The sequence below is a fragment of the Mesorhizobium sp. W050 genome, assembly GCF_054719535.1.
In genome coordinates, this window is the sequence record NZ_JBTTIH010000001.1 from 4,721,550 (window position 1) to 4,743,630 (window position 22,081).

The 22,081-nt window shown below is 64.1% G+C and carries 16 protein-coding genes; 6 read left to right on the forward strand and 10 right to left on the reverse strand.

Features of this window, described 5'->3' with window-relative positions; genetic code table 11:
- Positions 1-5 precede the first annotated feature (5 nt).
- The 6 genes from ACYG9Y_RS22725 to ACYG9Y_RS22750 all read right to left on the reverse strand — a co-directional run bounded on the left by ACYG9Y_RS22725 (position 6) and on the right by ACYG9Y_RS22750 (position 6,805).
- On the reverse strand, positions 6-1,004 hold the full coding sequence (locus ACYG9Y_RS22725; RefSeq protein WP_023738066.1) for an ABC transporter ATP-binding protein: 999 nt from the start codon (positions 1,002-1,004) through the stop codon (positions 6-8).
- A 30-nt stretch (positions 1,005-1,034) separates the two neighbouring features.
- On the reverse strand, positions 1,035-2,096 hold the full coding sequence (locus tag ACYG9Y_RS22730) for a Gfo/Idh/MocA family protein (protein ID WP_023738065.1): 1,062 nt from the start codon (positions 2,094-2,096) through the stop codon (positions 1,035-1,037).
- A 250-nt stretch (positions 2,097-2,346) separates the two neighbouring features.
- On the reverse strand, positions 2,347-3,186 hold the full coding sequence (locus ACYG9Y_RS22735; RefSeq protein WP_023738064.1) for a carbohydrate ABC transporter permease: 840 nt from the start codon (positions 3,184-3,186) through the stop codon (positions 2,347-2,349).
- A 226-nt stretch (positions 3,187-3,412) separates the two neighbouring features.
- On the reverse strand, positions 3,413-4,342 hold the full coding sequence (locus ACYG9Y_RS22740; RefSeq protein WP_023696936.1) for a carbohydrate ABC transporter permease: 930 nt from the start codon (positions 4,340-4,342) through the stop codon (positions 3,413-3,415).
- Between the two features lie 245 nt (positions 4,343-4,587).
- Positions 4,588-5,847: an ABC transporter substrate-binding protein gene (locus ACYG9Y_RS22745; protein WP_023711281.1), complete on the reverse strand. Its 1,260-nt coding sequence runs from the start codon at positions 5,845-5,847 to the stop codon at positions 4,588-4,590.
- 1 nt (position 5,848) lies between these two features.
- A complete protein-coding gene (locus ACYG9Y_RS22750; protein WP_023696935.1) occupies positions 5,849-6,805 on the reverse strand; it encodes an N-acetylmuramic acid 6-phosphate etherase in 957 nt (318 codons plus the stop codon).
- A gap of 197 nt (positions 6,806-7,002) precedes the next feature.
- Here ACYG9Y_RS22750 and ACYG9Y_RS22755 point away from each other — a divergent pair, with 197 nt between their 5' ends.
- The 6 genes from ACYG9Y_RS22755 to ACYG9Y_RS22780 all read left to right on the forward strand — a co-directional run bounded on the left by ACYG9Y_RS22755 (position 7,003) and on the right by ACYG9Y_RS22780 (position 14,106).
- On the forward strand, positions 7,003-7,881 hold the full coding sequence (locus ACYG9Y_RS22755) for a glucosamine kinase nucleotide-binding domain-containing protein (protein WP_023668846.1): 879 nt from the start codon (positions 7,003-7,005) through the stop codon (positions 7,879-7,881).
- A complete protein-coding gene (locus ACYG9Y_RS22760) occupies positions 7,878-8,660 on the forward strand; it encodes a GntR family transcriptional regulator (protein ID WP_023668847.1) in 783 nt (260 codons plus the stop codon). The genes ACYG9Y_RS22755 and ACYG9Y_RS22760 overlap by 4 nt, the downstream gene beginning before the upstream one ends.
- A complete protein-coding gene (locus ACYG9Y_RS22765; protein WP_023684262.1) occupies positions 8,657-9,688 on the forward strand; it encodes an SIS domain-containing protein in 1,032 nt (343 codons plus the stop codon). The genes ACYG9Y_RS22760 and ACYG9Y_RS22765 overlap by 4 nt, the downstream gene beginning before the upstream one ends.
- A complete protein-coding gene (gene nagA, locus ACYG9Y_RS22770) occupies positions 9,685-10,860 on the forward strand; it encodes an N-acetylglucosamine-6-phosphate deacetylase (protein ID WP_023684263.1) in 1,176 nt (391 codons plus the stop codon). The genes ACYG9Y_RS22765 and nagA overlap by 4 nt, the downstream gene beginning before the upstream one ends.
- Before the next feature lie 9 nt (positions 10,861-10,869).
- Positions 10,870-11,982: an NAD(P)/FAD-dependent oxidoreductase gene (locus ACYG9Y_RS22775; protein ID WP_352609095.1), complete on the forward strand. Its 1,113-nt coding sequence runs from the start codon at positions 10,870-10,872 to the stop codon at positions 11,980-11,982.
- A 72-nt stretch (positions 11,983-12,054) separates the two neighbouring features.
- A complete protein-coding gene (locus ACYG9Y_RS22780) occupies positions 12,055-14,106 on the forward strand; it encodes an ABC transporter ATP-binding protein/permease (RefSeq protein WP_023738063.1) in 2,052 nt (683 codons plus the stop codon).
- A gap of 74 nt (positions 14,107-14,180) precedes the next feature.
- Here ACYG9Y_RS22780 and ACYG9Y_RS22785 read toward each other — a convergent pair whose 3' ends face one another.
- The 4 genes from ACYG9Y_RS22785 to ACYG9Y_RS22800 all read right to left on the reverse strand — a co-directional run bounded on the left by ACYG9Y_RS22785 (position 14,181) and on the right by ACYG9Y_RS22800 (position 22,080).
- On the reverse strand, positions 14,181-15,692 hold the full coding sequence (locus ACYG9Y_RS22785; protein ID WP_031204152.1) for a malonate--CoA ligase: 1,512 nt from the start codon (positions 15,690-15,692) through the stop codon (positions 14,181-14,183).
- A gap of 230 nt (positions 15,693-15,922) precedes the next feature.
- Positions 15,923-16,660, reverse strand: coding sequence for a GntR family transcriptional regulator (locus tag ACYG9Y_RS22790; protein ID WP_023668851.1), 738 nt, complete (start codon positions 16,658-16,660; stop codon positions 15,923-15,925).
- Between the two features lie 494 nt (positions 16,661-17,154).
- Positions 17,155-17,832, reverse strand: a complete 678-nt coding sequence (rpe, locus tag ACYG9Y_RS22795) for a ribulose-phosphate 3-epimerase (RefSeq protein ID WP_023684266.1) — start codon at positions 17,830-17,832, stop codon at positions 17,155-17,157.
- A gap of 375 nt (positions 17,833-18,207) precedes the next feature.
- The gene (locus ACYG9Y_RS22800) at positions 18,208-22,080 is read right to left on the reverse strand and encodes a DUF7929 domain-containing protein (protein WP_023738062.1); all 3,873 of its coding nucleotides are present in this window, start codon (positions 22,078-22,080) and stop codon (positions 18,208-18,210) included.
- Position 22,081 lies beyond the last annotated feature (1 nt).

The following is a 22,081-nucleotide window of genomic DNA, read 5'->3' on the forward strand; positions in this document are numbered from 1 at the left end:
AAGGATTACTTGATCGTCTTGCCGTCCGCCCCAAACCGGTATGTCTTACCCGGCTCGGGCGTTGCATACAGCGTCGCACCGGGCTCGGCGTCGTAGACACCGAAAATGCGCACCGTGATCAGCCCGGCCTTTTCGCAGTCGAGATAGAGGTTGGTGTCGGCGCCGAGATGTTCGGCGTGCACCACCGTTCCCTTCCAGGCGCCGGATTTTGGATCCACGGTCAGATGCTCCGGCCGCACGCCAATGGTCTTGGCCGTCTCGCCCAGCCGCGCGCCGTCAATGAAATTCATCTTCGGCGAACCGATGAAGCCGGCGACAAACTCGTTTGCCGGCGAATTGTAGAGCTCCATCGGGCCGCCGATCTGTTCGATCTTTCCCGCATTGAGCACAACGATTTTGTCGGCCAGCGTCATCGCCTCGACCTGATCATGGGTGACGTAGATCATCGTTGCCTTCAGCCGGCGATGCAGCTGCGCGATCTCCAGTCGCGTGTTGACGCGAAGCGCTGCATCGAGGTTCGACAAGGGCTCGTCGAAGAGAAACAGTTTTGGCTCACGCACCACGGCGCGGCCGATGGCGACGCGCTGGCGCTGGCCGCCCGACAGTTCCGCCGGCCGCCGCTCGAGATACGGTTCCAGCGACAGCATCGACGAGGCGACGCCGATGCGGCGTTCGATCTCCGGGGCGGGCGTGCCGGCCTGCTTGAGGCCGAGGCCCATATTGTTCTTCACCGTCAGATGCGGGTAGAGCGCGTACGTCTGGAACACCATGGCAATGCCGCGTTTTGCCGGGGGCGTGGCCGAGACATCGGCGCCGTCGATCACCACCCTGCCGGAGGTCGAATCCTCCAGCCCGGCGATGACCCTGAGCAAGGTTGACTTGCCGCAGCCAGATGGGCCGACGAAGACGACGAATTCGCCGTCGGTCACTTCGAGGTTGATGCCTTTCAGCACCTCGACCGGCCCGAAGGCCTTCTTCACATTCTCGATTACCAGCGAGCCCACGGCTTCGTCCTTGTTCTAGAGTTTGCCCTACTAGAGCTTAACTGGGGCGCCGCTGCGCACGCTCTCATCGGCGGCAAGGCAGACGGCGAGCGATTTCACCGCGTCGTCCATGTGGCGGGTCAGGTCGATGTCTTCCCGGATCGCCTTCAGCACGAAGGCCTGTTCGAGGTCGCAGAGGTCCTGGTGGCCGGGTTCGCCGTCCATCGACAGCATCTCGTCCGGCCTGGCGAACTGGCCGTCCGCACCCGTCGCAGCGCTGTGCAGGCGGATGGTCGAGGTCTTGGTGTGGGTGTCGATGTCGTCCGACTTCACACCTTCCTTCATGACGATCGACACGCAGCCATTGGGCGACATCACGTCCTTCACGAAGAACGCCGTTTCCGAAATCATCGGTCCCCAGGCAGCTTCGTACCAGCCGACCGAGCCGTCGTCGAACAGCACCTGCAGATGGCCGTAATTGTACATGGTCGGCGCGATTTCCTCGGTCAGCCGCAGCCCCATGCCGCGCACCTCGACCGGCCTGGCGTCGGTGATCTGCAGCATGACGTCGAGATAGTGCACGCCGCAATCGACGATCGGCGACGTCGTCTGCATCAGCTGCTTGTGCGTCTGCCAGGTCGGCCCTGACGATTGCTGGTTGAGGTTCATGCGGAAGACATAAGGGCCGCCGAGCTTGCGCGCTTCGGCGATGAGCCGGACCCAGGACGGGTGGTGGCGGAGGATGTAGCCGATCACCAGTTTTCTGCCGTTGGCCTTGGCCGCGGCGACGACGCGCTTGGCGTCGGCGACCGTCGTTGCCAGCGGCTTCTCGACGAAGACGTGGCAGCCGGCCTCGAATGCCTTCACCGCATAGTCGGCATGGCTGTCGGAATAGGTGGCGATGCAGGCGACGTCGGGCTTTTCATCGCGCAATGCATCGTCGAAGGAACGACGGATGTCATAGCCCGACAGTCCTTCCGGCAATGGCACGTCGGAGCGGTTGATGAGTGCTGCGATCTCGAAACCCGGATTTGTGTGGTAGGCCAGCGCATGGCTACGCCCCATATTACCGAGGCCTGCGACGACGACGCGAAGGGGCGATTTAGAGGTCACCTAACTACTCCAGATGTTCCAGTTGTTCCTTCTGAGAGGGTGTCACCCCACCCGGCGCTTCGCGCCGACCTCCCCATCGAGGGGAGGTAGGACGTTGGCGCGAACACCCTCACTGCCAAAGAAGCTTCTCCGAAAGTCGCCCTTTGGCGGTCGTGAATGAAGCCACGACCTTTTACCTCCCCTTGATGGGGAGGTCGGCGCGCAGCGCCGGGTGGGGTGAAGGCTCCAGCAGAGATTTGTAGGGCTCCGCTCACTTGACGGCTCCGGATGTGATGCCGCGGATCAGCTGCCGCGAGAAGATGACGTAGAGGGTCAGCACCGGCATGATCGCCAGCGAGAGTGCGGCCAGGATGGCGTTCCAGTTGGTGACGAACTGGCCGAGGAACAACTGCGCGCCGAGCGTCACCGTCTTGGTCTCTTCCGACGGCGCCAGGATCAGCGGGAACCACAGATCGTTCCAGATCGGGATCATGGTGAAGACGGCGACCGTCGCCATCGACGGCCGCACCAGCGGCAGCACCAGCCGGAAGAAGATCGTGTATTCCGACAGGCCGTCGATGCGGCCGGCATTCTTCAGATCGTCGGACACCTGCTTCATGAATTCCGACAGGATGAAGACGGCCAGCGGCAGCCCCTGCGCGGTGTAGACCAGGATCAGCGCCGTCAGCGTGTTGACCAGCCCGCTCGCCACCATCAATTGCAGGATGGCGACGGTGCCGAGCCGGATCGGGATCATGATGCCGAGCGCGAGGTAAAGCCCCATCAGCGTGTTGCCGCGGAAGCGGTATTCCGAGAGCGCGAACGCCGCCATCGCGCCGAACAGAAGCACGAAGAACAGCGAGGCGACGGTGACGACCAGGCTGTTCTGGAAATAATGGATGAAGTCGCCCTGGCCGATCACCGTGGTGTAGCCGATCAGGTCGAAGGTTTTTGGCGTCGGCGGCGTCAGCGGCTCGCTGAAGATGCCGGCGCGCGATTTGAACGAGTTCATGATGACCAGGATCACCGGAAACAGCGCGATCGCCGTGTAGGTCAACAGGATCGCGTGGGCGCCGATGGTGCGGGGCAGCGAACGGGCGGCGGTGCTCATTGGAAGGTCTCCTGACGAGCGATGACTGTTGAGGTCGGCACCAAGGCACCCCCCTCTGTCCTGCCGGACATCTCCCCCGCAAGGGGGGAGATCAGATGCCGCGACTGCTTTCGCCAATCGCCAACGTTGCAAGACGAGCGGCAAGGCCAGAGCTGCCAATCTCCCCCCTTGCGGGGGAGATGGCCGGCAGGCCAGAGGGGGGTGTTCAAGCTCGACATCTCGCCCCTCAGAACTGGTAGCGACGCAGGCGCGTCTGGACGAGGAACAGGTAGACGCAGACGCCGCCGAGGATGATCAGGAACATCATCGTGGCGATCGCCGCGCCCATATTGGGATCGCCGGTCTGCAGCTGAAAGCCGAAGAAGGCGCGGTAGAGGAAAGTGCCCAGAATATCGGTCGAATAGTTCGGGCCGGCGAGCGCCCCTTGCGCGGTGTAGATCAGGTCGAAGGCGTTGAAATTGCCGACGAAGGTCAGGATCGAGATGATGCCGATCGACGGCAGGATCAGCGGCAGCTTGATCTTCCAGAACTGCGACATGCCGGTGATGCCGTCACATTCGGCCGCCTCGATCACCTCTTCGGGGATCGACAAAAGGGCTGCATAGATCAGCATCATCGGGATGCCGACGAACTGCCACACCGAGATCAGGCTGAGCGCGGTCAGGGCATATTGTTCTTTGCCGAGCCACGGCGTGAACAGGCTTTTCAGGCCGACCAGATCCATCAGATGCGGCGCCACGCCCCACAACGGCGACAGGATCAGTTTCCAGGCGAAACCGACGATGACGAAGGACAGGATGGTCGGCACGAAGATCGCGGTGCGGTAGAAGGCGGCGAATCTCAGCCTCGGGCTGGACAGCAATGCCGCCAGCATGACACCGATCGGGTTCTGCACCACCATGTGGATGATGAAGAACCAGGTATTGTTCCGCAGCGCGTTCCAGAAGCCGACCGACCAGTTGGGGTCGCCGAACAACGTACGGAAATTAGTGAAACCGACGAACACCTGATGCTGATCGACATTGCGGAACAGCGACAGCTGCAGCGTGCCGGCGAGCGGCAGGATCATGATCGCCGTATAGACCAGCAGCGCCGGCGCCAGGAAGACGCCGATATGCCAGCGGAACGGTCGTTTCGGTCGTGTTTGTGCGGCCATGAGTGCGGTCCCCGCCGATCAGGTTTAGCAATGCCTTCGACGGCAGCGCTGCCCCTCACCCTTACCCTCTCCCCGTGAAGGACGGGGAGAGGGGGCGCCTGCGTTTCGGCTGATCCTTCTCCCCGTCACTATACGGGGAGAAGGTGCCGGCAGGCGGATGAGGGGCGGCGCCGTCGTTCGCAGTCGATGATGCTGTCGAAAAACGCAGGGCCGTCCACTTGGGGCCCTGTCTGTTGTCTGAGCTCTTACTTGCCCGGCTTGTACCAGCTGTCGAGGCCGTCCTGCAGCTTCTTGGCGGCAGCTTCCGGCGTGTCGGTGCCATTGATGACGTTGGCCGATTCAACCCAGGTTTCGTTCTCGAGGTTCGGCGTGCCGCGCGACAGGATCTGGTAGGTCGAGCGGATCGTCGACTTGCACTTGTCGCGCCAGGAGACGAATTCCTGCGCCAGCGGGTCTTCCATCTTCACCGGGGTGGAATTCAGGCTGAAGAAGCCCGGCAGTGCGTTGGCGTAGATGGTGGCGAAGTCCGGCGAGGCGACCCAGGACAGGAAGGTCTTGGCCGCGTCGGCATTCTTCGACGCCGCATTCAGGCCCATGCCGATATCGGTATGGTCGGAGATGTAGCAGGTGTCGCCGGCCTTCTCGACCGGCGGCGGGAAGGCGCCCATCTTGAACTGCGCCTGGGTGTTGAACAGGCCGATCTCCCACGATCCCGCCGGGTAGATGGCGGCGCGGCCAAGCGTGAACAGGTTCTGGCTGTCCGGATAGGTCTGGGCCTCGAAGCCGTCGCCGAGATAAGGCTTCCACTTGGCCAGTTCCTCATAGGGAGCAACCCAGTCCTTGTCGGTCAGCTTCTGGTCGCCCTTGATCAGCGCTGCGCGGCCCTCTTCGCCCTTCCAGTAGTTCGGACCGATGTTCTGATAGCCCATGGTCGCGGCTTCCCATAGGTCCTTGGTGCCCATGGCCATCGGGATGTAGGTGCCGTCGGCCTTGATCTTGTCGAGCGCGGCGAAGAACTCGTCACGCGTCGTCGGCACCTTGAGGCCGAGCTTGTCGAAGGCGTCCTTGTTGTAGATGAAGCCGTGAATGACCGAGGCCATCGGGACGCAGAAGCTCGCCTTGCCGTCGTCGGTCTGCCATGCCGCCTTGGCGACCGGTGAGAAGTTCTCCATGCCGGGCAGCGAAGACAGATCGGCAAGGTTGCCCTTCTTGAACAGTTCGAGCGATTTGTCGAACGGGCGGCAGGTGATCAGGTCGCCAGCCGAGCCGGCGGCGAGCTTGGCGCCGAGTGCGGCGTCATACTCGGTCGGCGCCGACGGTGCGAACACCACTTTGATGCCCGGGTTCTTGGCCTCAAAAGCCGGGATCAGCTTGTCCTTCCAGATGGCAAGGTCGTCGCCGCGCCAGCTTTCGATATTGAGCGTTACGTCATCGGCGTGAGCCAACCCGGCGGTGCCGAGAATGCTGGTGCCGAGAAGCAGTGCCGTCAGTAATTTCGTTGTCATGCTAGTCTCCCTGTTGACCTTTTTCAGGTTCGGTTTTGAGAACAGGGGCCTTCGCGCCCTTGTTCCCCTCGATCGCGGAAAGGGCCGGCCGCAGCTTCTGGCCGGTCCCTTCCAGTATCTTCTCGGCCGCAACGGCGTTGGCAGCGCCGGCGGCGAGCAGAATGGCTGTCTTGACGACGCCGCCGCTCGCTTCGAGCAGCCGCACGGCGTCTTGCCGGTCGCGGCCGCTGATAGCGGCGACGATGCGAGCCGCGCGGTCGCGCAGCTTGATGTTGTCGGCGGTGAGATTGACCATGTAGCCGTCATGGACATGGCCGAGATGAATGGCGGTAAGCGTCGACAGCATGTTGAGCGCGATCTTCTGGGCAGTGCCGGCGCCCATGCGCGTCGAGCCGGCAATCACCTCCGGTGGCGTCTCGAGCAGGATGGCGACGTCGGCCAGCCTGAGCAGGGGCGTGTCCTTGTTGTTGGCAATGGCGATGGTTGCCGCGCCCCGGCTGCGCGCATCCTTCAGCGCCTGCACCGCATAGGGCGTCGAGCCGCTGGCCGAAATCGCGATCAGGCAGTCGCCCTTGCCGATGCCGGCGCCGGCAATTGCCGTCGAGGCTTCGTCGGTGTCGTCTTCCGGTCCGCCGGCCAGGGTCTTGAAAGCGTCGTCGCCACCGGCGATGAGGATGGCGATGCGTTCGCGCTTGATGCCGAAGGTGCCGGGCAACTCCAGCGCGTCGGCCAGCGCCATCAGGCCGGAGCTGCCGGCCGCAGCATAGGCGAGCTTGCCGCCGCCGTTCAGCCGCCCGGCGATGATTTCGGCTGCGGCGGCGATGGCGGGAATGGCGTCGCGCACAGCCTTGGCGGCCTCGATCTGCGCATTGACCAAAGAAGAAAGGATGGCGTCCGGGGCCTGGATGTCCAGTCCCTCGGCATTGCTGTGAAGCGCTTCGGTGCGCGGTTCGGCCATCCCTGTCCCTCCGATGGACGAACAATACCAAAAAAATACCACTTGTCCACACGCATTAACGAAATTGCGAACTGGAAAGCGTTGAGCCGGCGAAATTCCGGGTTTTTCAACCTGATACGCCTTAATCTTTTTGAAACGGAAATTAATCCCTTGGCTATTGGTATTTTATTGGTATTATCGCCCGGAGGAGACATCGCGTGAAATTCGTGCTCGGTATCGACGGCGGCGGCACCAGCTGCAGGGCAGCCCTTGCGACAGGCGATGGCGTTGTCATTGGCCGTGCCAAAAGCGGCGCCGCCAACATCCGCACCGATCTCACCGGCGCTCGCACCCACATCGTCGAGGCTGCTCGTCAGGCCTTCATCGCCGCCGGGCAAGATCCGGACCTGATCCCGCAGACACCAGCCATTCTCGGCCTTGCCGGCGCCAATGTCGGCACCTACCGCCAGCAGCTTGAAGCAATCCTGCCGTTCAGCATCAGCCGCGTCGAGACGGACGCCGAGATCGCGCTCGAAGGGGCAGTCGGCTCTGGTGACGGCGCCATGGCCATCCTCGGCACCGGCACCGCCTATATGGCGCGCAAGGGCGGCACGTCGCGCGCCATCGGCGGCTGGGGCTTTCAGGTCGGTGATCAAGGCAGCGGCGCCCGGATCGGCCGCGACCTGCTGGAGCAGACGCTGCTCGCCCATGACGGCGTCCGGCCGCGCTCAGCCCTGACCGACAGCATGATGGCCATTTTCCGCAACAATCCCGAAGACGTGGTCGAGTTCACCACCAATGCCAAGCCCGGCGATTTCGGCGGCTTCGCGCCCAAGGTTTTCGAGCATGCCGAGAAGGGCGACAGCGTCGCCAACTGGATCGTGGACAAGTCGGTTGCCGATGTCGAGGCGTCGCTCCACGCGCTCGACCTCTCTGATGACGCCCCGCTCTGCCTGCTCGGCGGGCTGGCGCCGCTCTATGGGCCGCGCCTTTCCCAGCGCTACCAGGCGCTGCTGAAAGCGCCGCTCGACGATGCGCTGGGCGGCGCCGTGCAGATGGCGGCCCGCATCTTCGTCAAAGCGGAGGCGACGCGATGAGCGATGCCGCCGACCAGATCTTCGCCACGCTGAGGCAGTCGTCGCAGAGCGGCGCCCCGCTCTACCTGCAGCTCAGGAAAAGCATCGAGGACGCCGTCAATCGCGGCCTGATCGGGCCGGGCGATGCGCTGCCTTCCGAGCGCGACATCGCCACCAAGGCCGACATTTCGCGCGTCACCGTCCGCAAGGCGGTGCAGGACCTAGTCAAGGGCGGCATCCTCGTGCAGCGCCACGGCTCCGGCACCTTCGTGGCGCCGCGCATGGAGCGCGTCGAGCAGTCGCTGTCCAGGCTCACTTCATTCACCGAGGACATGGCAAGGCGCGGCATGGCGGTGCGTTCAGCCTGGCTCGACCGCGACCTCTACCCGCCCTCGCCCGACGAGATGATGGTGCTCGGCCTGTCCTCGAACGAGCTGGTGGCGCGCGTGGCGCGCCTGCGCATCGCAAACGACACGCCGCTGGCCATCGAGCGCGCCTCGTTGTCGGCCAGCGTGCTGCCGGATCCGGCCGGGATAGGCTCGTCACTCTATGCGGCGCTGCAACTGACCGGCAACCGGCCGGTGCGGGCGGTGCAGCGCATTTCCGCCGCCAATCTCGGCGACGCCGATGCGCGTCTGCTCGAAGTGCCATCCGGCATTGCCGGCCTGCACATCGAACGCATTTCCTATCTCGCGAGCGGCAAGGTGATCGAGTTCACCCGCTCCATCTACCGCGGCGACGCCTATGATTTCGTCGCCGAACTGCGCCTGACAGGGCCGAGCGAAGAGGGCCGACCATGATCCCCAAGACCACCCATATGCGGCGCGAGATCGACGAAATTCCGCAAGCCGTCGCGCGTCTGCTCGATGGCTCGGCGGCGGTGCTGACCGAGGCCGGACGCGGCATTCGCGAGCGCGATCCGAGCTTCGTCGTTACCGTCGCGCGCGGTTCGTCCGACCATGCCGCCACCTTCATGAAATATGCCGTCGAACTGACCGCCGGCCTGGCCGTCGCTTCGGTCGGTCCATCGGTCGCCTCGATCTACGGCGCCAAGCTCAAGCTCGCCGGTTCGGCTTGCCTCGCCATCTCGCAATCCGGCAAAAGCCCTGATATCGTCGCCATGGCCGAGACGGCACGAGCCGGCGGTGCGCTCACCGTCGCCATCACCAACACCGCCGATTCGCCGCTGGCGCGGGCTTCGGATTTTGCCATCGACATTCTGGCCGGCCCCGAGCGCAGCGTCGCGGCGACCAAGACATTCGTCAATTCGGCGGTCGCCGGCCTGGCGCTGATGGCGCATTGCACCGGCGACGACAGACTGCTGGCCGCCCTCGCCCGCCTGCCCGAGCATTTCAGCAAGGCGATCGCCTGCGACTGGATGGCGCTGGCCGGCGCATTGGAGACGCCGCAATCGCTGTTCATCCTGGGACGTGGCCCGTCGGCGGCGATGGCCAACGAGGCGGCGCTGAAATTCAAGGAGACCTGCGGCATGCATGCAGAGGCCTATAGCGCCGCCGAAGTCATGCACGGCCCGCTGGCCCTGGTCGGGCCAGGCTTCCCGGTGCTGGCGCTCGCCGCCCGCGATGCCTCCGAGCCGTCCGTGGCAGAGGCTGCCGACAACCTTGCCGGCAAGGGTGCAGCCGTTTTTGTAACCTCGGACAAAGCCAAGAGCGCGGCGCGGCTGCCGCATGTCGCCACCGGTCATCCCTTGACCGACCCGCTGACGCTGATCGTCTCCTTCTACGGCTTCGTCGAAGCCTTCGCCCGCCATCGCGGCCTCGATCCGGATGTACCGCGCAATCTGCGCAAGGTGACGGAAACCGTATGAGCGACCGTTTTGCCCTGACTGGCGCCCGAATTTTCGATGGCGACGACTGGCATGACAACGCCGCCCTTGTCGTGCACGGCGATGTGGTCGAAGGCATTCATCCCGTCGGCGCCATTCCGTCGGGCGTTGCCCGCATCGACGCCGGGGGCGGCATGCTGGTGCCGGGTTTTGTCGACCTGCAGGTCAATGGCGGCGGCGGCGTCATGCTCAACGACCATCCCGATGTCGCCTCGCTGGCAACAATCTGCCGGGCGCATGCGCCGTTCGGCACGACCGCACTGCTGCCGACGCTGATCACAGATACGCCTGACATCACCGCCGCGGCCATTGCCGCCGGCACCGGGGCGGCACGGCAAAAACTGCCGGGATTTCTCGGCCTGCATCTCGAAGGGCCGCATCTCTCCGTCGCCCGCAAGGGCGCGCATGAACCGGCGCTGATCCGGCCGATGACGGATGCGGATGAAGCGGCGCTGGTCGCGGCACGCAAAAACCTGCCGGTGCTGCTGACGACGATAGCGCCTGAATCCGTCGAGCCTGCCCGCGTTGCGGCCTTGGCCAAGGCCGGTGTGATTGTCAGCCTCGGCCATTCCGACACCGGCTACGCCACGGCCAGAGCCTTTGCCGATGCCGGCGCCAGCGTGGTCACACATCTGTTCAACGCCATGAGCCAGATCGGCAACCGTGAGCCGGGGCTGGCGGGTGCGGCCATCGACATAGGCAGTCTGTCGGCCGGGATCATCGCCGACGGCATCCATGTCGATCCCGCCACCATGGCAATCGCGCTGCGCGCCAAGCAGGGGCCGGGCAGGATCGTGCTGGTCACCGACGCCATGGCGACGATCGGCACCGCCATGACGTCGTTCACCCTCAACGGCCGCATCATCTATCGCAAGGATGGCAGTCTGCGGCTGGCCGACGGCACGCTGGCCGGCGCCGATCTCGATATGATCTCGGCCGTCCGCTACATGCACAGGATCGTCGGGCTGGACCTGTCGGAAGCGTTGCGCATGGCCTCGCTCTATCCGGCGCAGGCGGTCGGCCAGGCCCACCGGCTCGGCCGCTTCGCCAATGGCACGGCTGCCGATATCGTCGCTCTGTCGGACGCCCTCGACGTCAACGGCGTCTGGATCGGCGGCGACAAGGTTTTTGCAGGCGCGGACAGTCCGCGCTAAAGTCCACCCATGCATGATGTCGACTGCGTTGTCGCCGGAGCCGGTGTTGTCGGCCTCGCCATTGCCCGCGCGCTGGCGCTGTCGGGCCGCGAGGTGCTGGTGGTCGAGAAGGCCGCAGCCATCGGCACGGGCACCAGTTCGCGCAATTCGGAAGTCATCCATGCCGGGCTTCATTATACGCCGGGCAGCCTGAAGGCCCGTCTCTGCGTCAACGGCCGCGAGCGTCTCTATGCCTATTGCCGCGAGCACGACGTCGCCCATCATCGCACCGGCAAACTGATCGTTGCCGTCGAACCCGACCAGTTGGACAAACTGCAGGCGATCCAGATCGACGCGGCGCAATGCGGAGTCGGTGACCTCAAGCTTTTGACGCGCGCAGAGGCCGAAAGCCTGGAACCGGCGCTGAGCTGCGCCGGCGCGCTGCTGTCGCCGTCAACCGGCATCGTCGACAGCCAGGCGCTGATGCTGTCATTGCGTGGAGACGCGGAAGCGGCCGGCGCATCTTTCGCCTTGCTCACCGTTGTCTCAGGCGCGAGCATCGAAGCCGACGGCATCCGGATCGACACGCGCGACGCCGATGGCGAGGGTTTCACCTTGAAGACCGGCGCCTTCATCAACGCCGCCGGCCTCGACGCGCAGGCGCTCGCCGGCCGCATCGAAGGCCTCCCGCAAGACCGTGTTCCGCCGCTGTGGCTGGCGCGCGGCAATTATTTCGCGCTTTCCGGCCGCTCGCCCTTTTCGCGGCTGATCTATCCGGTGCCGGTCCATGGCGGCCTCGGCGTGCATCTGACCCTCGACATGTCGGGGAGCGCGCGCTTTGGCCCGGATGTCGAATGGATCGATCGCGTCGACTATACCGTCGATCCCGCACGAGGCGCTGCCTTCTACGACGAAATCAGGCGCTACTGGTCCGGCCTGGCGGACGGCGCCCTGCAACCGGCCTATGCCGGCGTCAGGCCGAAACTGTCGGGTCCGGGACAGCCGGCCGCCGACTTCGTCATCCAGGGACCGGCTGACCACGGGGGCGGTCAGATCGTCAATCTGTTCGGCATCGAGAGCCCTGGCCTTACCGCCAGCCTCGCCATCGCAGAACATGTCGTTGGGCTTTTATATCCGCAATGACGGGCGTTTCCTGAAACGTCGGGCAGGCGCATACCATGAAACCTTTTGATATGGAGGTCGTTGTCGGGGCATATGTCCGAGGCAAAACCCAAATCGAAACCGGCCGACGGCATCGAAGCGCGCGATGCCACGAAGTCGCGTCGGGAAAAGCCGTCACGGCAAACGCGCGGAGATGGACCGCGCGAGGACACGCCGCGCGAGAAAAAAGCATCGGCCGCCGAAGCCGCGTCCGAGCCCGTTGGCGAGGCTGCGCCGCCGCCGGATGCCGTCGAACCCGATCCCAAGCTGACGCCCGAGCAGGCCGAGCAGGCGCGCAAGAAATATCTGCTGCGGCGTTTCTGGATCAGCGGGCGCGGCTATTGGGGGAGGCATGGCGACAAGCTCGCCTGGCCTTTGACGATCGGAGTGCTGCTGCTGATCTGCATCAACATCGGTTTCCAGTATGGCATCAACGTCTGGAACCGCTCGATGTTCGATGCCCTCGAGCAGCGCAACGCCCGCACGGTCTATCTCCTCAGCGCCGTATTCGTGCCGCTGGTGATCTGCAGCGGCAGCCTTGTCGTCGCGCAGGTCTATCTGCGCATGACGATCCAGCGCCGCTGGCGTTCCTGGCTGACCACCGGGGTCGTCGCGCGCTGGCTGGCAAACGGCCGCTACTACCAGCTGAACCTCGTGGGCGGCGACCACCAGAACCCCGAGGCCCGCATGACCGAGGATCTGCGCATCGCCACCGAGTCGCCGGTCGATTTCACCGCCGGCGTCCTCAACGCGTTCCTGTCGGCCTCGACCTTTATCGTCGTGCTGTGGACCATCGGCGGCGCGCTCACCCTGCCGATCGGCGGCGAGAGCATCACCATTCCCGGCTTTCTGGTCATCACCGCGATCATCTATGCCGCCATCACCTCGACCTCGATGGTGGTCATCGGCCGCGACTTCGTCCAGCTCTCCGAGCGGAAGAACCAGGCGGAGGCCGAACTGCGCTACACGCTGACGCGCGTGCGCGAAAACGGCGAGAGCATCGCCTTGCTGGGAGGCGAGGACGAGGAGCGCAGCGGGATCGACAGGAATTTCGGCCATGTGCTGAGGCAATGGGCGCTGCTGACCGGACAGCACATGCGCACGGCCGCGGTGTCGCAGGGATCGAGCCTGTTTGCGCCGGTCGTGCCGATCCTTTTGTGCGCGCCAAAATTCCTCGAAGGCTCGATGACGCTTGGCGAGGTGATGCAGGCGGCGTCTGCCTTTGGCATCGTGCAAGGCGCGTTCGGCTGGCTGGTCGACAACTATCCGCGCCTCGCCGACTGGAACGCCTCCGCGCGGCGCATTGCCTCGCTGATGATGTCGCTCGATGGGCTCGAGCGCGCCGAGCAGAGCGATGCGCTCGGACGCATCAACCGGGGCGAAGCGGAAGACGGCGCCATCCTCAGCCTCGACAATCTTTCCGTGACACTCGACGACGGCACCTCCGTAGTCAAGGAAACCGAGGTCGTGATCGAGCCGGGCGAGCGGGTGCTGGTTTCAGGCGAATCCGGTTCAGGCAAGTCGACGCTGGTGCGGGCCGTCGCGGGCCTGTGGCCATGGGGCGGCGGCAGCGTCAATTTCCACACCGACAGGCGCCTGTTCATGCTGCCGCAACGCCCCTACATCCCTTCCGGAACGCTTCGCCGCGCGGTCGCCTATCCCGCGGCGGCGGACAAGTGGACCATCAAGCAAATCAAGGCTGCCCTCGACAAGGTGGGGCTTGGCTATCTCACCGGCAGGATCAAGGAAGAGGCGCCATGGGACCAGACGCTGTCGGGCGGCGAAAAGCAACGCCTCGCCTTCGCGCGCCTGCTGCTGCATCGCCCCGATATCGTGGTGCTGGATGAAGCGACTTCGGCGCTCGACGAGAAGAGCCAGGACACGATGATGTTGACGGTGATCCGCGAACTGCCTGACGTCACCATCGTCAGCGTGGCGCATCGTGCGGAGCTCGAAGCCTTCCACAGCCGCAAGATCACCCTGGAGCGGCGGGAGGGCGGCGCCAAGCTCGTCAGCGACGTCGACCTCATCCCGCGCAAGCGCAAACGCAGCCTGCTGAACCGCGCTTTGTGGGGTTCCAGCACTCGGGTGAAAAAGCCCAGGTAAAAGGCGCCACTGCCGAACCGCGAACAGAGATGTCCAGGCGAAGCGCTTGGGCAAAGACATTAGCCGGCTATGGATTAGCCGTAGAGACCCTTGTAGGTCTCGCGCAGCAGGTTCTTCTGCACCTTGCCCATCGTGTTGCGCGGCAGCTCATCGACGAAGATCACCTGCTTCGGGTGCTTGTATTTGGCCAGCTGGCCGGCAATGGCGCCAACGATCTCGGCCCCGGTGATCCGCGATGCCGGCGCCCGCACCACGACAGCGGTGACGCCTTCGCCGAAATCGGGATGGGCAATTCCGATGACGGCACTTTCCAAGACGCCGGCAACGGCGTCGATCTCGCTCTCGATCTCCTTGGGATAGATGTTGTAGCCGCCGGAGATAATGAGATCCTTGCCGCGGCCGACGATGTGGACGTAGCCGTCCGCGTCGATGATGCCGAGGTCGCCGGTGATGAAGAAGCCGTCCTTGCGAAACTCCGCCTTGGTTTTTTCCGGCATGCGCCAATAGCCGGAAAAGACATTCGGACCTTTGACCTCGATCATGCCGACTTCACCCTGGCCAAGCGCATCGCCGCTGTCAGGGTCGGCGATGCGCAGCGAAACGCCGGGCAGCGGGAAGCCGACCGTGCCGGCCCGACGCTCGCCCTCATAGGGGTTCGACGTGTTCATGTTGGTCTCGGTCATGCCGTAGCGCTCGAGAATGGCGTGGCCGGTGCGCTCGCGCCAGGCCTTGTGCGTTTCGGCGAGCAGCGGCGCCGAGCCGGAAACGAACAGGCGGATGTTCTTCGCCGCCTGGGCATCCAGCCCGTCCTGCTGCAGGAGCCTGGTATAGAAGGTCGGCACCCCCATCATCACTGTCGCGCGGGGCAAGAGCGAGACGATGCGGCCGGCGTCGAATTTCCGCTCGAACAGCATCGAGGCGCCGGCCATCAGGGTGACGTTGGTGGCGACGAACAAGCCGTGCGTATGGAAGATCGGCAACGCGTGGATCAGCACGTCATCCCCGGTGAAACGCCATTGCTCGACCAGCACGCGCGCATTGGAGGCCAGGTTTTCATGGCTGAGCATGGCGCCCTTGGAGCGTCCGGTGGTGCCGGATGTGTAAAGGATTGCGGCCAGATCGTCCGGCCCGCGCGCCACGGCGTCGAAATCCGTGGGCTGTTGTGCCGCCAGTGCGGTCAGCGAGCCCTCACCATTGCTGCCAAGCGTGACGGTGGCAGCACCCGACGCCTGCGCCAACGGCGCGATAGCGCCGGCGCGGGCCGGGTCGCAGACGACCAGCCGCGGCTCGGCATCCCCGAAGAAATAGCCGAGTTCGGCCAGCGTGTAGGCGGTGTTGAGCGGCAGGAAGACCGCGCCGGCGCGCAGGCAGGCGAGGTAGAGGAAAATGCATTCGGGGCTTTTTTCGACCTGCACGGCAACGCGGTCGCCCGGCTCGACGCCAAAATGCCTCAGCGCATGTGCCAGCTGTGCCGATTGCGCCAACATGTCGCCATAGGCGATCGCGCGTCCGTCATCGGTCGCCATCAGGATGCGCTCGGAGGCTGAAATCCGGCCGCGGAACGCGTCGAACAGGTGATTGGTCATGCGCATTCCCTAGAGATGATGCCGAAAAGTGTGAAGCGGTTTTCGGAGGACATCATGCTCTATCCCTTTGATTTAGAGCCGGATGGCCTTGGAACAAAGGAAACGATTTCGCCTCCGTCCGGCAAAAACGTGAAATCGGGTTTGCCGCCGATCAGATGAAGGCAAGCGGACTTGGATAACGGGCGATTTTGGATAGCGGGCGGATTTTGGATAGCGGACCGGAAGCGCTTCTATCTGCGGCTGCGCAGCGCCTTGGTGGCGCTCACGCGTGGATCGCCGCTGTCGTTGAAGCGCTCCATGCACATGGCTGCCGTCAGACGGTAGTGGCTGAGGAGGGCTTCAACGGCGCCATCGGCATCGCCATCCACCGTGCGCTCCGCAATCAGCCGATGTTCACTGATTTCGTCGCGCTCGCTGCCGTCCTGGGAGATCAGCCGGTAACGGGAGGCCTGATCCGAAAGCTGGTCGCAAAAGCCGGTCAGCCAATGCGAGCGGCAGCCTGCGATCAGTGCCCGATGGAAGGCGCGGTGCAGCTTTTCCCATTCCGGATTGTTCGAGGACGGATCCTCCGGCAAGCGGCGCGGGGCACGCGCCAGGCGATGCAAGGCCAGCACGAGCTGCTCTTCCCATTCGCCGGTGCGGTTGGCAATGGATTCACGCAGCGCCCGCTCTTCCAGCCAGCAGCGGGTGCGCGTCAATTCCTCGAGTTCCGGGGCACTGACCGGCATGATGAAGAAACCGCGCTGGTCGTGGCGGCCGAGCAGGCCTTCCGAAGCAAGTCGGTTGAGGGCCTCGCGAACCGGTGAGGCGCCGGCGCCGTAACGGGAAACCACCCATTCGACACGAAGCTTGCTTTCACTTTCAAACACGCCGCGCAGGAGATCGTCGCGAAGCTGTTGATAGACCGTACTAGCGAGTGTGCTCTTGGGTCCCGCGCCTTCGCTCACATCGGCAGATCCGTAGGTCAATACGACTCCTGTAGCTCTCCCATGCTCCGCTAGCCCGTTCGCGAAGCAAACGATTTCCCGTGTGAATCTACTGTAGCTCCTAAGGCATCCGCCCCTCAAGCGAAAGATCACGATATTCGACTTAAAGAGGAAGGTTGACCGCATCTTATCCGCCGGAAGTAACTAAAATCGTGAAAAACTTGTTGTTCTGAAGAAAGTTTGTCTCCCAGCATGGCAGGTGCCCTCGAGAAACAGCTTCGAGATCCCGAATACGGATAATTTTGTCTTAACGCGCGTCATGCCGCCGGATTGACCTCTCCCCGCATGCAGATCCCTTCGGCAGTTATCCACTAGGTTTATGGGCCAAAACTAGTGCCGGATGCCGCGATCCTGTCGCTTGCCGCGATGCCCTTGCGGCTGCCACCCGTTGACGGCTTCTTGGGAGATTGAAGGATCAGGCAGGGAGATCAGGCCGAGGAGAACCGACCAGCCGGGAACTTGCCCTGGAACTGATGTCAGCCGGCAGCCCGGTCGGCCGCGGTTCGGATGGCTTCTATATTGGCCCGGTAGGCTTCGACGCTGCCGCCCTTGAAGATGGCGGCGCCTGCCACCAGCACATCGGCGCCGGCTGATGTGACAAGGGGGGCGGTTTCCGGCGACACGCCGCCGTCGATCTCGATGCGAATCGGCCGGTTTCCGATCAGCGCTTTCACCCGCTTGACCTTGTCGACCATGGCCGGGATGAAGGCCTGCCCGCCAAAGCCCGGATTGACGGTCATGATCAGGATCAGGTCAAGCCGGTCGAGCACATATTCGATCGCACTTTCCGGCGTCGCCGGATTAAGCGATACGCCGGCCTTCTTGCCGAGACCCTTGATGGTCTGAAGCGAGCGGTCGAGATGCGGTCCGGCCTCGGCATGCACGGTCATGCCGTCGCAGCCGGCATCGGCAAAGGCGGCCAGATAAGGATCGGCCGGCGCAATCATCAGATGGCAGTCGAAGAAGGCCTTGGTGCGGTTGCGGATGGCCTTGATCACCGGCGGGCCGAAGGTGATGTTGGGCACGAAATGCCCGTCCATCACGTCGAGATGGATCCAGTCGGCGCCGGCCGCCGCCACCGCCTCGACCTCGTCGCCGAGCTTCGAGAAATCCGACGCCAGCACCGATGGCGCGATCAGGGTCTTCCTGCTCATGATGCGGCCCCTTTGGGCGCCCTGTTTGCGGGCGCGATCCAAACGTCTGCCTAGACCATGATCCCGAAAAGGGAAAGTCGGTATTTGTTGTGCTAGGAGCGGCCCGGCTGATGCCTTACCTGCTCGGCCTCGCTTCCGGTTATGGCCCAATTGGCGAAAACAGAAAGGAGAGCTCAGAGGGAAAGACCGTCTCTTCCATGCTGACGTCGCTGGACGGCTTTATCGAGGGACCGTCGGGCGACAGCGGCTTGCTGGCGTCCGAGGAAGATTGCACCGGCATTTCAACGACGAGATGCGGCGGACCCCGATCGCGCTGACGAAAAAAACCCGCCGAATCGCTCCGGCGGGGTTCTGAATTTTGACTCGTGTCAGATCCTATGGCTTGAAGTTGGCCGCCGGATCCCTTTGCGGCTGTACCTGCGTCTGCGGCGTGCGCTTCGGTATGAACTGCTGAAGGACACCTGGATTGAGCAACAGGGTCGGGTCGAGCGACGGCTGCTGCCGGATGGCTCTGCAGTTCGGGAACCGACCAACGGTGCCTTCGGGGCAGCGCCGCCTGATGATCGGCACGCACTGGCCGCCGACCATCTGCGAGCCCGGGGCGCAGTCTCCCACCTGCGGCCTCGGCTTGCGGCATGCGCCGTCGATCACCTGGGTGCCGCGCGGGCAAACACACTCGCCGCGCTTGTTGTGCACCTGGCCGCGTATGTCGCACTGTTCCAGCACAGGCTTCTTCTGCCGGCAGGCATTGCCTTGCACCTCGGTACCCCGCGGGCAGACACAATTGCCATTGGCGTCGTGGACCTGGCCGCGGATCGAGCACTGCTCGGGCTTCGGCCGGATCGGCCGGCAGACCTTGCCCCTGACTTCTGTGCCGTCCGGGCAGACGCAATCGCCATTGGCGTTTTGGATCTGACCACGGATCGAGCACTGTTCAGGCTTTGGCCGGATCGGCCGGCAGGCTCCATTGCGCACCTCTGTCCCACGCGGGCAGACACAATCGCCATCGGCATCATGAACCTGGCCGCGTATGCTGCACTCCTGAGGCTTCTGCTTGTCGCGCACGCAGGCATTTGCCTGTCGGTCGAGATGCGTACCTTCCGGGCAGTAGCAGCCATTGCCGTCCGACGTCGGGACCGAACCGGGGATGGCGCAGCCAGGCTTGTCGGTCTTGACGCAAGCGCCGTTCTCAAGCTCGGTTCCGCGCGGGCAGACACAGCGTCCATCCTCGGTGCGAATCTGGCCCTTGAGCAGCACGCAGGGCCTCGGATCCTTCGGCTGGATGATGACGCCGCCGTCGGGCGAGCACTGGCCGTTGCGGAACGTCGTGCCTTCCGGACACACGCACCGGCCGGCATCGTTCATGACGAAGCCTGGCGAGCATTCCTTCTTCACCTCGCGCTTGATGGTGAAGGGATGGCAGGCATAGGCCCTGCCGCGATCGCCCTGGACGTTGGTCAGGTCGCCGGGCAGTACGTCGCCGCCGCCTTGCACCCTGGTGTCGGGAGACAAGACGCCGACGCAGTTCTGGCCGCTGACGTTGCCCCGCAGATTGACCAGGGGAGCGTCGGGAAGGACCACGGTGACCTTGTGCACATGGCTTTCCCCGGCGCCGAGCGTCAGGTTGGCAATGCAGGTCAACGGCAAGGTCGTCGGTTCGGGCGAGCAGCCAAAGGGCGGTTCGATCGAGGTGATCGCGACGCCTTGCAGCCGCCCCAGCCCGTCCACCCCGATCGCATCGCCGATGCGGACCGGACCGGAGAAGGCGGTCTGGCCATCATTGGTGATGGTGATCTCGAACGAGCAGGGTTGCCCCGGCTGGCACTCGGCATCGCCGGTCTTCTTGACGCTAATGGTGGACGTGCCGCCGCCCTTGGCGCAGGCCTGGCCGATCGGGTAGACGACGTCGTCTCCAGGGGCCGGGCCGTATGAGCCGCGTGCGCAGTTCTCGAACGCGCCATTGGCCAAGACCGTCACGTCGAAGTGCCTGGAGGTTCCGGGCGTCATCGCGGCGCCGGGTATCTGGCATGACAGCGCATTGGCCGGAACCGCTCCGCAGGCCCATTCCCCGCCGTCGGGTGTGACGGTCTGGATCTGGACCGGCGCGCCACCCGATATCAGCGTGGCAGCATCGTTGACCCGCACCGGACCGGTGGGGGCAGAGGTGCCAAGGCTGATGACGGTGATGCGGCAGGAAACCACCGCCGCACCGGCGAGCGAGCCATTGCAGACCTTGGTGATGCGTAGGGTCGGCTTGCCGCCATTGGGATGACGGAAGCGTTCCTTGGCGCAGGCCTTGTTGTTGGTGAGGTCGACCTCACCGGGGACGGGCTTCAGCGCCGCGCAGTTCTCGACCGAATCCGACTGGTAGCCGGCCGGCATGACCGCCCTGACGACGATCGGCGTCGAGGCGCCCGGCATCAGCACGATGCCTGCATTGTCGCAGCGGAACTGGCCGGGACCGTTCGGTCCGCATGTCCAGGGCGGAGACGGGCCGAAGGTCCAAGAGGCCGGCGCGCCGCCCGGGTAGTTATCGATAACCGTCAGCGGCCCATTATAGGGGACGCTGCCATTGTTGATGATGTCGATCACGAAGTAGCAGATGCCGTCGGGCGTGCAGACCGGGATGCGGGCACGCTTCTTCAGGATCAGGTCGACCTTCTTGTCGACCGGGGGCCGGCAATCGCGGTCGCGGTCGCCACGCCGGCAGATCGGGATCGAGGCACAGCCGCGATCGTTCTGCTGGCTGCCGAACAGCGGCTTGCCGCTGGCGCCGTAATTATAGGTGGCGCAGTTGCGCAACGCGCTGCCTTGCCAACCACCCGCCGGCTTGAAGCCGAGCTTGAGGTTGATGGAGGCCCCCGGATTGAGCGTGGTCACCGGATAGGTGCACGTCATCGGGGTCACGCCGGGCATGCATACCCAGGGCGGATTAGGCCCTGAATCCAGAGTCGAGCCGGCCGGCAGCGTCACCTCGTCGAGCACGATCTTGCCGTGATACGGCCCGTCGCCGACATTGGTGACCTTGATGGTGAAGTCGCAGCCGCCGCCCATCGTGCAACGCGTCACGTCGGCGCGTTTCTCGACCTTGAGGTCCGGTTCCTTGTCCTTGGGCGGACATCTCAAGTCACGCGGGATGACGATGTCGATGGTCTGCGTGCAGCATAGTCCCCAGCCCTCCTTCGGGCCGGCATAGGTCTCGATGCCGGTGACGATGAGGTGGATGACGTCGCCGGGCGACGCACCGACGATCTTCCAGTTCAGCACACCGCCGCCCGCCGGCACCAATTGCGTGTCGGGGATGATGGTGATGCCTGGGGTCGTCGTCGATACCTGCACCCATTTGCCGCCCATCTCCGGGCCGACAGGCATGTGGTAGATGAACGCGCCGCCGCCTTGCACGCAATCGACCGTGCCGCGCTCCACCTTGAAACATTCCCGGTCGGGAGGCGGAGGCCGCTTGTCACAGTTGGTGAGGTCGATCTTGATCGAGGTCTTGGCCCCGGTCTTGTAGTCGCCGTCGTCGGGCTTGCCCGGATCCTGCGACGGGATGATGGCCCCCGTGCCGACGCCCGGCGTCACCTTGATCATGCCCTGGTTGTCGACGATGGTCGGCGAAGGAAACGCCGCATGGTCGATCTTGGCGGTGATCTTGAAATTGATGACGCGTTCATTGCCAGCCCCAGCGCCGTCGAGATCGGTGGTGGAAATCCGGAAATCGGAAACCGTTGCCGTATCGTTCGGATTAGCCGAGGTGCTGATTGTCGCACCCGGCAGCGGTCCGCCAGACGCATCCGTGCCGTCGCCGGACACGTTGACGTTGACGATCGCAAGACCGTGCGGAAGCTGATCCTTGAAGTCGAGTTGGAGTTTCTTCAGCCTGGCCGAAAAGCTTGGGTCGGCAAAGCCTTGCGAGTCGCCGCGCAGGCCAAAGCTCAGGGAGTAGACGACGTAGTCGCAGCTCCTCTGTGTGCCTGTTTTGGTGAAGAACGGCACGATCCGTTCCGGCCTCGGATTGACGATTTTTGAATTGTCGAGGTCGAGCCGCAGTTCCGGAGTGATCGGGACTGCATCTTCGGCGTGGCTTGCGACAGGTGTGAACATGGCGACCGCGATACCGGCCGCCATCAGCCAGCGCGCGCCGCGCCTGGCATATGACAGGGGTTTCATGATGGTCTCCATGACGGTTGGCTGCTTGCCGGTGGATTGACTGCTGTTCGCGGTCGGGGAAAGTGCGAGATTTTTCATC